Source organism: Chitinophagales bacterium (assembly GCA_041392475.1).
Lineage (GTDB): Bacteria > Bacteroidota > Bacteroidia > Chitinophagales > UBA2359 > JAUHXA01.
Genome location: JAWKLZ010000001.1, coordinates 745,399 through 762,499 on the forward strand (window position 1 = coordinate 745,399; position 17,101 = coordinate 762,499).

The window sequence follows — 17,101 nt, forward strand, 5'->3', positions numbered from 1 at the left end:
AAAAACCTTATACCTTTGATAATAAACTTCAAAAGTTTTTTATCAATATAGTCTTCGATGAACCTAAAAAGGAGTGTTACACACCTAAAAAAGTACAAATCCTGTCAATATTTACATGCTGTTCGTACAATTCGATGGCATGTTTGATTTTTTGAGGAGATTTGGTGTTCAATTTAACATCCAACTTATTGATTTTTATAACCGATTCATAGGTATCAAAATGTGTTTGAATTACAGGAATGTTGTGGCGATTCAAGAAATAAAGGTTGTCCGCCGATACAAGTGTAGATCCTGTCACTACTACTCCTGTCAAATCGGGGGGTATATTCTTGTAACTCCAAATGTCTTGCAGCTTTGTCAATGCAGCCGTTAATCGTTGTGTACTCACCACCAATAAATAGTTGTGATCCGTATTCAAATCATCTAAATCAATTAAAGAACCTGCAATAATGTCTTGCACCAACTCGTGCATGTAATCTTCAGCACACAAAACTTTACCTTGAATTTCGGTGGCAATAGTAGAAAGCATGGGATATGCCAAATCTTTTGCAAAAGGAACAAGGCCCAATAATTCAATTTTTTGTTTTTCGAGATAACATTGAAGACTCTCCTGAACCTTTTCCATTTTTTCGGGAAAAACTTTGTTCACGATTACTCCTGCAATTGGTACACCTTTAGATTCAAATAAATTTTTGCAGAGTGTAATATAATCAATGGTATAGCCAATTCCACCTTCTACAATCAATATGACAGATGTTCCTAATCTTTGGGCAACATCTGCATTGGAAAAATCAAATACGCTCCCAACTCCAGGGTGTCCTGTACCTTCATAAACTACACATTGATGTTGGGCTTCGAGTTTACTTGATGCATAATCAATTTTTTGAGCAATGATTTCATAAAAAGGAGATTGTATGTAACTTGAACTATCACCTTTCTCCATAATGAACGGACTATGCAAGCTCGGATCCAATTCAAAACCTAGAATATCTGCAAATAAGGCAGCATCTTTATCTACTTTGCATCCATTGTGATTAACAAATATCTGCCCCATTGGTTTACAATAGCCGACATCAATTCCTCTCTTTCTAAGTGTTGTGAGTAAACCCAAAGTAGTTGTAGTTTTTCCAATACTTTGATTGGTTGCTGCAATATATAGGCTGTTAGGCATATTTATATAATAATCAATTTGAAAAAAATGATACTATGTTTGTTTTCTCTGAAAAATCTCTACTAATTTATTTCTTTTTTTAGGTAGAACAAATTTTTTTTGTTAATTTTGGAACACACACCGTTATCGAATTTTTCGTTTTTAGCTTCTATTTCATTAAATTTAAGAAAAGACATCTTGTCAATAATACATTTTATTGACCTATGTTTTGTAGTGTATCCCCCCAAATCCAAAATAACTTTATAACCCACCCCAAATCACAGAGGAATCTGCAATAATTTTTGTTGACTGACTTACTAATAGTCCGATAATACGGAACAAAGTAGCAAAATTATGTGGATAAGCCTAACCGATAGTTTTAACCAATTGTCGGAGCGAAACCGCTCTATTTAATTGTACCCTAAAATTACTTGACCTTATGAAGTATTCATTTAGATTGGCGCAGACACCACATGAAGCCAATAAAGCTCACGAACTTGTCAAAGCTACATACAAAACAGCAGGTTACATCAAAGACCAACTCCATAAATTGGATGCAATTTACATTCTTTGTTGTCAAGAGCCAGACCAGAAGTTAGTAGGCACCGCTTGTATTGTACCTTCTTATCAGCAGTTTAATTTTGAGGATTTGTACCAACAAGAAACGGAAACTTATTTACACAATGGTATGAACCGTTCAAATACCATAGAAATAGGTCGTTTTGCGAAAGAAGAATCCCTTTTTAACAAAAAAGAAGAAAGCATCATCTTTATGGGGTTGCAGATTGCAATACAAGAATACATGGAACTGTATGAAAAAGAAGGGTGGATTGCTATCATCAAACCTCATTTGCTGTCTTCTCTTTATGATGTAGGATATAAGTTTGAAACTTATGATGTAATACCGCACAATGTAGAGTCATTGAAGCAAATATCACCTGTTTATTTTGACCCATTGGATTTACCAAAACTGACTGTTTGTACAAAACAGCAAATGTTTGACGTAGTAGATACCTACCGCACTTTATTTGTAACTAAGGGAATTTGTAGTTTCTATATCAAAGAAAATCAGAAGGCAATAGCCAAAACATCCTTTAAACTTAGTTTTTTAGAAGGGAGCAAATTAAATTTTTCAAAACACTCCGACAACGCTTTGCTGGTAAACACCAATGGATATGGCAATGACTTACCCGACAATGTGTTGATAAAAAAAAATCGATTTACACATAGAATTAGCCAAATTCTTGGTGCAGAGAATTGTCGCTTTTCTGAAACAGACATCAGTTATGACTCCGAAAATGCGGCTGCTATTACGAAAAAAATCAGGGGTATAGTATTTCCAACGAATACACAGCAAGTACAACAAATTGTTGAACTGGCCAATCAATACAAGATTCCACTTTACCCAATTAGTACTGGCAAAAATTGGGGCTTAGGTTCTAAATTACCTGTCAAAGATGGCGCATTGGTTGTGTCGCTTGCCAAGATGAACAAAATCATTGAAGTGAATGAACAGCATGGTTATGCAGTCATTGAACCAGGAGTCACACAAGGTCAGTTGTATGCATACCTACAAGAACGCAATCTACCTTTTATCTTCAATGTCACAGGTTCGGGCTTAGGTACAAGTTTGATAGGCAACTCATTGGATAGGGGAGTGGGTTATTTCTCTTCAAGGGTTGAAAACCTTACAGGTATGGAAGTTGTACTGGGAAATGGCAAAATAATCAGTACAGGTTTTGGCCATTACGAACAAGCACAAACAACACACTTGTATCCTCATGGCGTTGGTCCTTCGATTGATGGGTTGTTTTTTCAGTCTAACTATGGTATTGTGGTCAAAGCGGGTTTTGAATTGATTCCAAAACGGGCAGTACATGGAGCAATACTTTGTGGTCTGGAACAAGAACACCTTTTGCCGCAATTTATTGAGGTATTGGCGAGGCTGAGACGTTTGGGTATTCTGCAAACTGCCATTCATGTTGCTAATCGAGAACGTGGAAGAATTGCTTTGATTCCTCATGTCATGGACACCTTGATGACTGAAGAAGGGTTGTCAGAAGCAGAGGCTCGCCCGCTTGCCCAGCAACTTTTTGAAGCAGAAATGAAAAATTCTTGGAGTGCTATTGGAGGGGTAATGGGAACAAAAGCACATGTAGAAGAGTGTTTTGCTCAACTCAAAAAACACTTGTCACCTTACGGCAAAGTGACTTTGGTGACGACTCCAAAACTGCAAAAACTCAAAAAAATCTTTCATTCACTGCAATTCATTCCATTTTTCAAACAAAAAGGCTTAGTCATAAATGCCTTAGAGAAAGCATTTGGTTTGAGTTTGGGTATTCCTTCCGATATGGCACTCAAAAGCGTGTATTACCCCATTCAAGGTACACCCGAAAATGAATCTGATCCAGACCACAGCAATGCAGGATTGTTGTTCAGTTTGCCGATTGTGCCGATGGACGGTTTGTCCGTGTTGAAAATGAATGCTTTGACCACGTCTATTTTTCGTAAATGGGGTTTTGATGCTTACATTACCCTCAATATGATTAATACCAAATCTTTGGAGGGGGTAATCAATCTCGCTTTTGACAAAAGAGATGCTGCAAAATTAGCCAAAGCAAATACCTGTATTGAAGAGCTCAATAGCGCATTTATGAACGAAGGGTTTATTTTATACCGTATGGCTATCAATCAGATGGAACAGGTTGTATCTGAAAAAGATGAGTTTTGGCGTATTACCAAAGAACTTAAACAGGTGTTGGATCCAAACAATATTATTTCTCCGAAACGCTATAGCTTGGTGTAGGTTTGAAGGCTGCTTTGAGGTGTTGAGGTGTTAATATTTTGAAATCAACACTTTAACACCCCAAAACTCCAAAACATCAGTTTTTCCATTGTTTCGCATAAGCCTTTTTGAACTTCTTATATATTTTGAAGGAATTGAGTTGGTACTGTTCTATCCCCAAATCTGCCACATCAAAATTGGTGTTTTGTTTGTCCGCACGAGCCAAGTCCGTACCTAAAGAGGAGAAGAAATCCTTAGCAGCCTTTGAAGAATAAGCAGTTGCCAAAATACGCATGAGCGAACGAACTTGGTTCCAGTCTTTTTGTTGATGAAAATATTGAACACCAGCTACTTGAAGCCAGCCGATGTCTGATTGCTGCAAAAACTCATACAAACTTGCATGATTGAGCTTTAAAGATGTTGACAGTTGGTACTTTTCAGCGTGTTCACCTGCCTTCAAATAAGCATCAATTGCAGCAGTATAACTTCGATTTTTTACCAAGTTGTTCACTACATCCATCATTTGTTGATATTCCACAGCAGGCAAAATTTGGTTTTGTAGCGTCACCAATTTTTGCGTAGCGATTTGACAGTCTGCATTTTCGTAGCTCAATTGAAGGGCTGTGCCAATTGTGGCATTTGCAATCACAAATTGCTGATTGTCTGTTAATCGTTTGGCTTCTAAATAGCGGTCAGAAATATCTTTTGCAGTATTGATGCACTGCTGCGATTGAATACGGCCATTTATTTCCTCCATTTTATCGCCAATGTTTCGGTCAGATTGCAGTTGATAAGTGGCAATCAAATCGTCGATTTCCCCACGAATATTGTTGGCTTCCCAAAGTTCATTCTTGCGAATTGCTTGTTCTGCCTCCACCATTTTATCTGCAACGTAATTTTCCCCAACGCCTTGCATCGCTTCCATCAATTGACGCTGTAAGTTGGCATAGTTGACTGGTTGATAACGGTCAATATTTTGTTGTGCTTTTCTAAAATAGTCGGTTGCTTTTTCGTATTCCTTGGCTGCCGCTTTTTGCTGTGCCAATGCCATATAAGAATCGTACAAACCTCCAGCTAAAGAATTGGCACAAGTGATTCTATCGTCTTGACTGCAAATATTTTCCGCTGTTTCAAAATAGGTAACTGCATCTAAATATCTGCGACTTCGAAGTTGTTGCTGACCTTTCTCAATGGTCTGTTTATATTCTGCCTCTTGAATTTTGAAGTAAGCCTGCTCCAGTTCATTGCCGCAGTTGAATTGTTGCTGACGACACAAATCCTGCGCCGATGTCAAAGATTGACGGGCAGCTTTGAAGTTGTTTTGATTGGTCAATTGATTTGAGTTGTTTAGGTAAGATTGGTACAATCTGACGTATGCCTGCTCCAACTGCCCACCACATGTAGCATCATTTCGGGTCCAACTCCAATACTTCCAATCATTTTCTAAAACGTTCACTTGATCCAATGCTTGACGGGCCTCAATGAGTGAACCCCGTTGAATTTGTTGGTTTGCATCATTGATCATTGTGCAATAGACGTGAGACAGCGTCTGATGAGTGCTGATGGTAAGCGGAATCCAGTTGTGGTTATTTTGCTGATAAAGAGCAGCTTGTCTCAATAAATTTTGTGCGTCTCCAAAACGATTGTAATTGGCTGCTTGCATGGCATCGTAGAGCATCGTTTCATACAATTGTGTTTTTTGGGCACCTATGACTTCAATTGTACGCCTTTTGCGGCTTTCTAATTGTTCGTAGCAATCCCTCACATAGCCATATTTGCAGAGATGTTTGGCATCTTCATAAATCAGCATTGCCGCTTCATATTCTGTTGGGTGATTTGCCTGCATACTTGCTGCATCTAAATACCAATTGAAGGCTTTGTTGACCAAACGTTCTGTGCCATCATAGCGGAGTTTTTCCAGTTCTTCAATGTCTTGTAAATACGCTGAAATGTTGTTTTCTGCAAAATGAAAGTTCGCTATTTCGTTTCTTGCACCAATGTGTTGTGGATACAATCGCAGCGTTGCTTCAAAATATTTTTTGGCTTCGGCAGGATAGCGCAGTTTCTGAATGCCTGCATCATAGTAAATATTTGGCAAGGTCGCTTGCAAATCATTGTATTGTGTTTGTAAAATGCTCAACTGATAGGCAAAATCTTCACTGCTATTTGGTGTCAGATTCAATGCGCTAAAATTATAACGTTCCAATGCTTTGATTTTGTAAGACAAATTGTTGAGTTCATCTACTTGACTACTCAAATTAGACAAATTAGGTTCTTCTAATCTGTTCAACTCCTTAGCATAAGCCTCCAATTTTGACAATTGCTGTACATATTCATCAATGAGTTGAGTTCGTTGTTGCAATGTGCTGCTACTTTTTAAGGTAAAAGTGACACTTTGCAGATTCAATGGGCAGTCTTTCGAACTATCAAAGTCTGGGAAATTGTATCGCCAAACTACTTCATTTGCTGAAAGGGATTCTTTGAATGTCTTGGTATCTACTACTTGACCTTGCCCATTTAGCCTTTGCAAACGGACTGTTACTTCAATGTTTCCTTTGAATAAATCAGTGAGATCAAATCCTTTATAGTCTATCGTTGGACTGATTCTTTCTATTTCAATGACTACATCCGAATAGTAATGACCATTCTGTTCGATACGTGCTGAAATATGCTTTAAGTAAGTGATGGTATAAGTTAGATTTTGAAAGCGTAAACTTTCTGAAGCAGATTGTTCCAAACAAGCTCTTTTCTCAGGTTGATTATTTCGACTTGTGCCGTCAATCTCTGTGCGACTTGGAGGGCGGCGATTTTTAAGTGAGTTATTGTTTGTTTGCGCTAATAGCTGTAAATTGACCGCTAATAAACAAAATATCCAAGAGTAAAGGAGTAATTTTTTCATGTTGATTGATTTTTTAGGGTACAATACCAATGTAATGCTTTATTTCTTAGATGGTTTGTAGTTAGAAGGGTTTGAAAACGAATACCTTTAAAACAGTATTCACCTAATCTCTACAAATCTAATCATTTTTTAGTTGAACTCAAAAGATTGAAAATCAAATACCCATATAACTGTTTTATAGGATTTACCTTAAAAATTGTAATGAACACAATCCCTAAAACCATCATAAGTATGCACAAAAACATTCTCAGTATAATATTGCTTGCGCTGTTCTTTTTGACAGCCTGCAATCAACCCAATAAACCAAAAAAAATCTCTCAAAAGCATCTTCCAAAAGTAGGAGAAGAAATGAGTAAAGCCAAATTAGAAGAAGCAGAAGCAAAGAGTATTGATACACTTACCATGCTATCTTCTAAATTACCTCCCAACGCAACGAAAGCAATTATTGAGGCTAAATCAACAGAAATCATTCAACTTATCAGCCAAAAAGCATTTGCGAGTATCGGTAAACAATATGCTCATCCTATTCATGGTATTCGTTTTTCACCTTATTCCTATATTGATATAAAAAAAGACCAGGTATATGCTGCAAGTCAAGTAATGTATGCATGGGGAGACACAACGACCATTAATTGGGGTATGAGTGATGGAGAAGGAGGAGCAATTGGCTTGCCTTTTTCGGAATATTATGAACGATATATCTACAACAAAGACTATAAAACAAGTAGAAAGGTCAAATACAACGCTACTGAAGGAACAGGAAATATGATTGACAATTGGCGAAAAGTTTACCCCAATGCCATCATGGTTGAGTACTACATGGATGGCACAAATCCCGATTTTGGAGGTATGGATTGGGGGATGTTGCGCTTATTTTTTGAAGCACATCATGGTAAATGGTGGTTGGTTGGCATAGCACATGGCGAATGGACAACTTAGCAATAAATGAACCTACAAACTCAAACTATCTGAAAAATACAATCGGGAAGTTATTCTTTGAGCGGTAGTGGGTAAAATGTATGAATTTTCTTCAAAGTTCCTGTGAAAATCGGAAGGTAAAACTTCTTGGAGCTTCAATCAAGGCAGGTCGAATAGCGTATTCCTTGTTGAACAAATTTCGGCAAATAAAAGAAAGCGTACCTCCTTTGATGATTTCATAGCCAATACGAGTATCCATTAGCCAAACACCTTTGTCGTGTTCGGTTCTATATTTTTGAAGGTCGGGAATGATGAAGTGAAAAATGCTGTCAATCCCTTCAATGGAACTGTTGTGACGAAGCGAGATTCCTGCCGAAATTTTGTTGTAATCCGTTTGAATATCTGTTTTGAAAGAGTGGCGAAATCGGTATTTGAGCAATGCATTTGTTCCATCACCATATTCGATATTTGGGCCAGCGGGCCAAGAACCTGCTGGAATAGAGTCCAAAGGTGTTTCGAGGCGAGGATTGATGTAGGTATAACCCGCCAAAACATTTACCTCCGCTTTTCCCATCTTGCCTTTTCCTGCAATGCTCGCATCAATCCCCGTTATTTGCGTGTCGCCAATATTGACGGATCGGAATGCCAATGCTTGAAGATCTTCCCAATAATTGAAGGTAAATTCCATCATGTTTTGATATTCATTGATGAAACCTGCAAGATCTGCGTACCCCTGCCAATCACCCAATTTAAAACCTTGTTTGATACCCAGTTCTGCACTCCATCCCGTTTCCGACTCCAATTCCAAATTGGGGCTAACCGTAATTAAACCTCTGTCATCGAGACTCGTAGATACAAATTTTTCTGCAATGGTAGGAAAGCGGTAGCCTTCGCCATAGGAAGCCCGCAAAAATGTACCTTCTGCCAACTGGTAGTTTAAACCCAAACGACCAACAGGTTTTGCTTCTTTTTTGCCTTGCAGCTTGTTGCGCTCATAGCGTCCTCCCAAAGCAATGTTGAGTCGGTCAAATAGTTTTTTGTCTAACTGAACGTAAGCGGATAGATTAGAGGATTGGAAAAAGCCATCATAGAGTTCGGCTGTTGTATTGACCGCCGAGCCTACTAAGCCCAAAGTATAGGAAAAATCTGCAGTTGGATATTTTTTTTGAAACTGCCATTCACCGTAATAGTTGTGGACTGTCTTGCTTTGGTCAGTTTGGTTTTGGTTGTCCACGTAGTAGTAACGTCCTTGTAGTTTAGTGCGGATATTTTTTTTGGGATTGAAGTATTCGGCATAAGGATCCATACTGAAATTTTTGCGGTCATTCAAGGGCGTTTCGAGCGTATTCCACGGTAGGTAAGCTTCTGCACCGCTGCCATTCCACAAAAAGAAGGTAGCACTTTCTGTTTTTTGAGCATTGAAATTCAATCCAATAGATAGGTTTGGAGTGTTTTTGAAGCGGTAGCGAGTATTGAGGTTGATGCGGTATCTTTCGATAAATTCTTCTTTGCGCCAGCTTTTTTGCTTGTATAGATAAGCACCTCCAACTAAGTCAAATTGTCCAATTTTTCGGCGGTGTGTGAAAGTTGCACCCAATTCGTAAGGTGCTTTGTTTCCCCACCATGCTTTTTCGGTGACTTCACCATTGGCTGCAATGATTTTATTGTCAGCAGGTTTTTGGTAGAGTGTATTGAAAATACTGATTTTGGTGTAAGGTTTTGCAGTTGGGTAAGCAGTGCGGATATTGATGATGCCATTGAGTGCCGATGAGCCGTAGAGTGCAGAAGAAGCTCCTTTCACCACTTCAACCTGTTGTACATTTTCCAGTGGAATGAAATCCCAAGCGGGAGAACCACTATCACTGGTCAAAATCGGCATGTCATCCACGAGTAATAACACACGGCTACCTGCTCCATAAGAGTACCCGCTACCTCCTCTGATGTTGGCTTGATCATCTACTACACTCACTCCTGGCACTTTCTCCAATGCTTCATCCATTTGTGCAGAATTGCTGTTTTCGATGATAGAAGGACGAATCACTTCAATAGAAACGGTTTCTTCGCTCAAACGTCTTTCATATTTACTCCCACTTACAACCACTGTTTGTAGTAATTCCTCTTGTTCGACCAAAGAAATATTTAATTCTTGGATTTGATTTTCGACTAATGTTACTTCAATTTGTTGTGTTTCAAATCCAATAAAACTAAATTTTAGCGTATGTTTGCCTTCAGTTAAATTTAATTGGTATTCACCATTAAAATCTGATTGAATGCCATTTTTAGCTGCAGTAATATTGACATAAGGTATAGGTTCGTTGGTAGATTGTTTGACTACTTTACCACGAACAATAGCTATTTGGGCAAAAAGTTGTATGCTAAAAAACATAAGCGAGAAAGTGCAGGTAATTTTTTTCATAGTCGAAGATAAAAATTAATTATTGGGGTATTATTAAATTATTGCAGAATAATATTTGCTATTTAAAGATAATCCCTTATTTTAGTGCTTCCCTTTTCAAACTATAAATTTTCTTTTATAGAATTGTCTGCTTACTAACCCAATGAACAATGCCAGTATTTATAATAAACTATTTACTTAGGATTCTACATTCAAAAATAGATTTTGATAATTAATTCATTAAGAATTTTAAAAAACAAAATAAAATTTACGTATATTTTATTTTTAAAACAAATTCAATTAATTAGAAAATTCAATACTGGCAACTCGTGAATGTAGGTTAGGATAATAACAATTTTATTTTTTGTTATAAAAAAATCATATAGATGGAGCTGATTCAGAATATTGTTGGAGAGGTTAGGCATGGTAAAAAACTGAGAGTGGTAGGAATAGGGGCATCGGCTGGTGGGTTGGAAGCAATGAGGCAATTTTTTAGTCATATACCTGATAATATAGATGCCAGTTTTGTGATTATTCAACATTTATCGCCTGATTTCAAAAGCTTAATGGATGAAATATTGGCACGATATACAAAGATACCAATACTGACGGTGAATCATGACATGCCCGTATATCCTAATCATATTTATTTGATTCCTCGTGATAAAAACATTGTTATAAAAAATGGAGTTCTTCTGGTGGTCAATCGGAGTGGTAAGTTAAACTTACCCATTGATATCTTCCTTCACTCATTGGGCCACGATCAGGGCAGTAATGCTATTGGAGTGATTTTGTCAGGTACAGGAACGGACGGATCTAGGGGAACTCGAACAATCAAAGAAGCTGGTGGAATTGTCCTTGTTCAAGATCCAAACTCTGCAAAATTTAATGGAATGCCTTTGGCGACCATTTCTATTGGGTTGGCAGATAATGTGTTAACGCCCTCATTGTTGGCTGAAACTGTCACCAAATTAGCGAATACTTTTCCCCACAAACTGCTCGATGAAGAAAACGACATTAGTTTGCAAGGCATATTTAAAAGGATTTTGTTGAAGGTATACAACGCTACGGGGATTGATTTTGAAGCTTATCGAAAACAAACGCTTTTGAGACGCTCTGAGAAGCGGATGCAGTTGAATCATATCTACAAAATAGAAGATTATGATGAATATATGGAGGTCAATCCATCAGAAGCAAAATTACTAGGAAAGGAATTTTTAATCGGAGTAACCCGTTTTTTCAGAAACCCAGAAGCTTTTGAAATATTACAAGAAAGGATAATTCCCGAAATTGTAAAAAATAAAAATTCTTATGAAACGATTAGGATATGGATTGCAGCGTGTTCTACTGGCGAGGAAGCATATAGCATAGCCATGCTGATGATGGAGTATATGGTGGAGAACGACCTTCCTCCCAATTTCAAAATATTTGCAACGGATGTGGATGATTTAGCAATCAATTTTGCGAGCGAGGGAGTTTATCACGACAACATTGTTGCAGATGTTAGCAGTAAACGTTTGGAGCAATTTTTTGATTTGAAAATGGACAAATTTCATATTAAAAAGAAGCTTAGAGAACGCATTATTTTTGTGAACCATGATGTATTACAAGATCCTCCTTTTATCAATGCAGATTTGATTTGTTGCCGTAATTTTTTGATTTATTTAAATACCGATGTTCAAAAAAGATTGTTGGAAAATTATCATTATTCACTCAATCAAGGAGGATATCTATTCTTAGGGCCTAGCGAATCAATTGGAAATTTGAAGCAATTCTTTCATTCAATTGACCAAAAATGGAATATTTATGAAAATGTATATGATGTGGTTAATACTTATAGTAAAAAAGCTCCTGCTTGGGTTACAAAAAATTTTGCTTCAAAAACATCTAGGAAATCAACTTTAAAGCCTTCGGAGAGTTCATCCAATTCAGAAGATAACTATTTAAATTACAAGCGACAAGAAACATTTTTCACAAGTGCATTGGTCAGAAGACATTCCCCTATTTGTTTGTTTCTCAGTAAGGAACTCGATGTATTGTTTATCAATGGTAATGTAGGGCAGTTGTTTCACTTTCCACAGGCACTCGTGCGGATGAACATTGAAAATCTACTAGAATCACAAGAGAGTTTGTTGTTTAGAAATGGAGTGCGTCGTGCATTGGAAACCAGACAGACGATTTCATATAAAGATGTTCCCTTCAACAAATATGAAGAGTTGTTTAATTTGGATATTAATTTCTCTTGGGTGCACATTCCAGAAGTGGACAATAAAGTTGTATTGGTCGAAATTTTTATCAAAGGAAGTACTACCGCTTTAAGCTCTGAAAATGTTTTGGAAGTTGATGCAGGATTGTTGAAAGAGGAACGTGTACGTACTTTGGAACTGGAACTCAAAGAAGTAAAAGAACAAAAAAAGTCGCTGATTGAAGAGCTTGAATCAATAAATGTAGAGTTACAAGCTTCTAATGAAGAGTTGTTGGCTACCAACGAAGAACTTCAAAGTACAAATGAGGAATTGCAATCGGTCAATGAAGAGCTTTATACGGTAAATACGGAGTTGCAATCTAAAATTGAAGAATATACAACGATAAACAATGACATTGCAAACCTTTTGAAAAGTACTGAAATAGCGACGATTTTCTTGGACAATTACCTAAGAATCCGAAAATTTACTTCTGCAATAAGCGAACAATTGGACTTAGTAGATAGCGATATCGGTCGTTCTATAACTACTTTTTCTCATACTCTAAAAAATGTGGATTTGGCAGGTTTAGCCAAAAAAGTATTGCTCAATCTCAATACGATTGAAAAAGAAGTGATAGATATACATGACAATTTCTTCTTAATGAGGATATTGCCTTACCGAACCTCTGAAAACATGATCAACGGTGTCGTTATCACCTTTACGAACATCAATGAGGTAAAATCAATGGCTGCTAAAAATTTAGCAACCTCATCACGTTATAAGGCCGTTTTTGAAAATGCAATTGACAACCTATCCATTTATGATAGAGAGGGAACTTTCTTAGATTTGAATTTCACTTTTACAGGTTATCATAGAGATGAGGTGATTGGTACTATAGTTTATGATCGGGTTACTCCTGAAAATAAAGACATCATCAAATATGCAATTGACAAGGTTTTTGAAACGGGCGAAAATGTGTTTTATAATTTGGATTTCATACTTCCACACGGTGAAGTAGTCTTTATTGAAGCAAAGGTTAGCCCCATTTTTAGAGATGGAAATGTAGAAGAAGTAGCAATTACAACCCGAGATTTGTCAGATATTAAGGCTAGAAAAAGGGAAATCAAAAGGCTCAATGAAGAATTGGAGCAAAAAGTAGAAGAACGAACAGCTGATTTAGAGGATGCAAATGAATATTTAGAAGAATTGAATTCTTTTTTAGATGATTTTGTAAATGGAGCTATACACGATTTGCGTGCGCCAATTTTGCGAATGAAATCCTATGTAGAATCTTTGAGTAAAGCAAAGGATGAAGCAGATAGAAAAAAACTCCTCGAAAGGGTAGGAATGGCGAGTCAAAAACTTGAATCGGTTCTCAATGGTTTGATGCAATTTCTTGATTTTCAAAAAAATGGTTCACACGCTATTCTGAATATTAATATTAAAGATATTTTCTATGAGGTAAAAACTCAACTTACTGACCAGCTTTCACAATTAGAATCTACTATACAAACCGACTTCAATGATAGCCCTAACTTTTACTATGTCAAACCCTACCTTGTAAGTATGGTGTACAATGTGTTGGACAATGCCATCAAATATAGAGACGACAATAGACCTCTCGAAATTTCTGTGAAAGTGAAGGAACAAGATGGTTATGTTGTGTTTAGTGTGGCAGACAATGGTATTGGCATTGACCTCGAACGATACGGACATCTATTATTTCAACCTTTTCAAAGAATTGCTACAACCCGTGAGGGGGCAGGTATTGGTCTAAGTATCTTGAACAATACCATCAAAAAAAATGGTGGAAAAATTGAAGTGCAAAGTGAATTGGGTAAAGGCACTGTTTTTACAGTACATATCAAGCCTTACACCATGATTGTAGATATGTAATGGTTTTTGAGTGTTGCTAAAAGTCTTTTACAAGCATTTTTTTGCTCGCTCGCCCATTCTTCGATTGAAGCACTACTACATATTCACCAGCTACCAAATCACCTCTTTGAATGTCAATTTTGTGGTTGTGAGCCGCCAATTCACCCAAATATTGCTGTCGAACTATTCGCCCTTGCAGGTCAAAAATTTGAAGTTGTAAATCAGCTGCTTCAATCAAAGTAACTTCCAAAGTGCTTTTTTTAGACATAGGATTGGGATACAATTGAAGTTGTGAAATTTGGTTCAAATGTTCAATTCCTACCGTATCACCGGGAAAAATATCTTCACAATCTGGCAAAAGAAAATCGGTGCTGCGGTAAATACCTCGCCCGTGCGTACCTGCATACAAAACGCCACAATGTGCCGCTTTTACTTGCTGAAAACGAAGGCTATGCACAGGTACTCTTCCCATTGAGCCGTTTTCCTCCGTCCATGTTTGGGTATTTTCATCATACATCCAAATCCCCAATTCTGTTCCTACAACGAGCGGACTAACATTAAATTTATTCTGTGCTACCGTATAAACGGGCATCAAAGGAAGGTTGTGCTGAATAGACGAAAAAGTGGGGATGACGGAATTGGCATTGAAGGATTTCACGATGTTTTGGTCTCGACCATAATTGCCCAAACCCACCACAATATGTCCATTATTGTAGTCAACGTCAATGCTGCTAATGTACTGACCTATTGCCCCCTCTATGAGAAATTCCTTAGTTGAAGGATTGTCACTATCCAAATTGGAGATACACATCATTCGGCCATCCGCTGTACCTGCATAAACAGTAGTTCCATCATAGGAAACCGTCAAAGCACTGATACAGCGACTTGCCACAAATTTACCAATCTGCTTCCAACTAGGAATAGCCGTAAAATCCAATGCTCCTTCGGTCATCCACACCCGACCGTCACAAGCTCCAGTGATGAATTTGGTTTTTTGTACACTGGGATCAATTGCATTGGCAAACACATCTTCCCACAATATAAACGGAGTGATATACAAGGGGTTGCCGTCTAAGTGTCCATCTGGGTTGCAACTACCTTCAGGATTAGTAGGTGCACAGTCTGCATTGTAATCAAAAAATGAGCTAAAAGGAGGTTTTGCACTACCCGAGCGTTTGATTCCACCATTTACTGAAGATACAAATGTCGCCAAAGGCTTGAGCTTAGAAATATCACAAAATCCACCATCACCACCTGTGATATAAGGCTGACCTCCGTCATAAATAGAACTGCCATCAGGTGCAACAAACACGGTTCCGTTATCTTGAGTTCCACCAATTACATTCCCTTCAATGTTGGCTGCAATGCCATAGAATTGGGTGGCAAAGTAGTTTTGGTTGATAGCTTCAAAAGTAGGGTACAAATTTTGGGCATTCAAACTACGGGTGATGCCACCGTCCGAACCAATGTATAAAGTGTTGGAATTGTTGGGGTCAAATACAAGTGTGTGTTTGTCGGGATGCACATCGTAAGGTGATGCACCGCCGTCCAACTGATTCCAGCTATCTTCTGGCGACCAAGACCACAATGTTACCCCACCCAAAAAGATACGTTCTTTATTGGCAGGATCAACCGTTACACACAAGTCATACCAACCCTGACAACTATTTCCATTCCTCATAGGATTGAAAAAGGTATTGTCGCCCTCACCAATAATGATCCAAATTTCACCGCCATCTTTGGATTGCCATACTTTCCGCAAACAGCCATTGCTTTTGACGGTGACAATGTATAAATAATCATTGTCAGAAGGTGACATAGCCAACACCTTATTACCCGATGAAATTTCAAACTGCCCCAGACTCGTACCCGTAAATTCACCAGTAAAATTTAGGCCGTCTATCGCTTGATAATACCTTGAACCTACAACTGCATGGGCTGTTCCGTCTTCTGCTACTGCAATGTCATACGCTACAGATGTTGTAGGAATTCCATTGGCTTTCGACCAAGTTTCACCGCCATCTTGACTGATTTGCAAGCTTCTACTCGTTGCCACATACACCCAGTTGGAATTGTTAGGATGTACTTCAATATCTTGAATGGCAGCCCAATCACGGTTATAAATATTGCTGCTTCCATTGTTAAGATTCGGAATAGTGGATGCTAATAGCTGAAAACTATTGCCTCTGTCTGTTGATTTATACACACCCGTTCCCGGCAAAACAGAATTTCCCAATTTCCCTTCACCATACGACCGCCCATCAAAATTTTCACCCGTTCCGACATAAATATCGCCATTTGGAGCTTGTGCAATAGCCGAAATCGACAAGGAAAGAAATTCGGTATTTTGGGGGTGATCTGTCCAATTCAGCCCGCCATCATTGGAGGTGAAAATACCGCCTGATACACCTCCAATAATCATTCGCTGCGAATTGTCTTTGTCCACCAAAATTGCACGGGTGCGACCACCTACACTAGTAGGCCCCAAAAATTTCCAATGAATTTGATCTGCTTTTTTTGTTCGATTTTTGGCGAGTTTATCGGCTGCTTGTTGCGCCTTCACCAAATCTGCCGCCTCAATATGCCCTGTTTTCAAGTTCGCTTTCATTTGCCTGATATACTCGTAAGCACCGATAAACGAATGGGTTTTTTCTTCAAAATTCTGGATAGAGGCTCGTAGAAGATTTGATTCTTTTGCTTCTGAAATTGATAATTGTTTGATTTTCATTACATAAACACTTGCGGTGATGGCACATAGAGAAAAAAACAGGAGGGTCAGTAATGACTTTTTCATAGATAAAAGTTTGTGGTTGATGGAACATATTATAGGTGAAGTTCTTGATTTACAAGACTCATCACAAAACAAATATCTATATTTTTGCTAAAAACAGCA

Annotated in this window: 7 protein-coding genes; 3 read left to right on the forward strand and 4 right to left on the reverse strand. The window is 37.9% G+C overall.

Going from position 1 to position 17,101, the window contains the following annotated elements; translation table 11 throughout:
- Positions 1 to 76 precede the first annotated feature (76 nt).
- On the reverse strand, positions 77 to 1,171 hold the full coding sequence (locus tag R3E32_02730) for an AAA family ATPase (protein MEZ4883627.1): 1,095 nt from the start codon (positions 1,169 to 1,171) through the stop codon (positions 77 to 79).
- A gap of 418 nt (positions 1,172 to 1,589) precedes the next feature.
- On the opposite strand from R3E32_02730, the gene R3E32_02735 reads away from it, so the two are divergent.
- Positions 1,590 to 3,956: an FAD-binding oxidoreductase gene (locus R3E32_02735; protein ID MEZ4883628.1), complete on the forward strand. Its 2,367-nt coding sequence runs from the start codon at positions 1,590 to 1,592 to the stop codon at positions 3,954 to 3,956.
- 76 nt (positions 3,957 to 4,032) lie between these two features.
- On the opposite strand, the gene R3E32_02740 is transcribed toward R3E32_02735, so the two are convergent.
- Positions 4,033 to 6,834 (reverse strand): hypothetical protein, encoded by a 2,802-nt coding sequence (locus R3E32_02740; protein MEZ4883629.1) that lies wholly within the window; start codon positions 6,832 to 6,834, stop codon positions 4,033 to 4,035.
- 231 nt (positions 6,835 to 7,065) lie between these two features.
- Here R3E32_02740 and R3E32_02745 point away from each other — a divergent pair, with 231 nt between their 5' ends.
- The gene (locus tag R3E32_02745; protein MEZ4883630.1) at positions 7,066 to 7,773 is read left to right on the forward strand and encodes a hypothetical protein; all 708 of its coding nucleotides are present in this window, start codon (positions 7,066 to 7,068) and stop codon (positions 7,771 to 7,773) included.
- Between the two features lie 91 nt (positions 7,774 to 7,864).
- Here R3E32_02745 and R3E32_02750 read toward each other — a convergent pair whose 3' ends face one another.
- Positions 7,865 to 10,168: a TonB-dependent receptor gene (locus R3E32_02750; protein ID MEZ4883631.1), complete on the reverse strand. Its 2,304-nt coding sequence runs from the start codon at positions 10,166 to 10,168 to the stop codon at positions 7,865 to 7,867.
- Between the two features lie 365 nt (positions 10,169 to 10,533).
- On the opposite strand from R3E32_02750, the gene R3E32_02755 reads away from it, so the two are divergent.
- Positions 10,534 to 14,229 carry a CheR family methyltransferase gene (locus R3E32_02755; GenBank protein ID MEZ4883632.1) on the forward strand — a complete coding sequence of 1,232 codons (3,696 nt, stop codon included), beginning with the start codon at positions 10,534 to 10,536 and terminating at the stop codon, positions 14,227 to 14,229.
- A 16-nt stretch (positions 14,230 to 14,245) separates the two neighbouring features.
- Here R3E32_02755 and R3E32_02760 read toward each other — a convergent pair whose 3' ends face one another.
- Entirely contained in the window at positions 14,246 to 17,002 is a 2,757-nt protein-coding gene (locus R3E32_02760) for a T9SS type A sorting domain-containing protein (GenBank protein MEZ4883633.1), read from the reverse strand.
- Positions 17,003 to 17,101: the final 99 nt, after the last annotated feature.

Bases quoted from the DNA above. Each gene is read 5' to 3' on its own strand.
- R3E32_02760 (MEZ4883633.1), bottom strand. From the start codon at position 17,002: ATGAAAAAGTCATTACTGACCCTCCTGTTTTTTTCTCTATGTGCCATC.
- R3E32_02755 (MEZ4883632.1), top strand. From the start codon at position 10,534: ATGGAGCTGATTCAGAATATTGTTGGAGAGGTTAGGCATGGTAAAAAA.
- R3E32_02730 (MEZ4883627.1), bottom strand. From the start codon at position 1,171: ATGCCTAACAGCCTATATATTGCAGCAACCAATCAAAGTATTGGAAAA.
- R3E32_02750 (MEZ4883631.1), bottom strand. From the start codon at position 10,168: ATGAAAAAAATTACCTGCACTTTCTCGCTTATGTTTTTTAGCATACAA.
- R3E32_02735 (MEZ4883628.1), top strand. From the start codon at position 1,590: ATGAAGTATTCATTTAGATTGGCGCAGACACCACATGAAGCCAATAAA.
- R3E32_02745 (MEZ4883630.1), top strand. From the start codon at position 7,066: ATGCACAAAAACATTCTCAGTATAATATTGCTTGCGCTGTTCTTTTTG.
- R3E32_02740 (MEZ4883629.1), bottom strand. From the start codon at position 6,834: ATGAAAAAATTACTCCTTTACTCTTGGATATTTTGTTTATTAGCGGTC.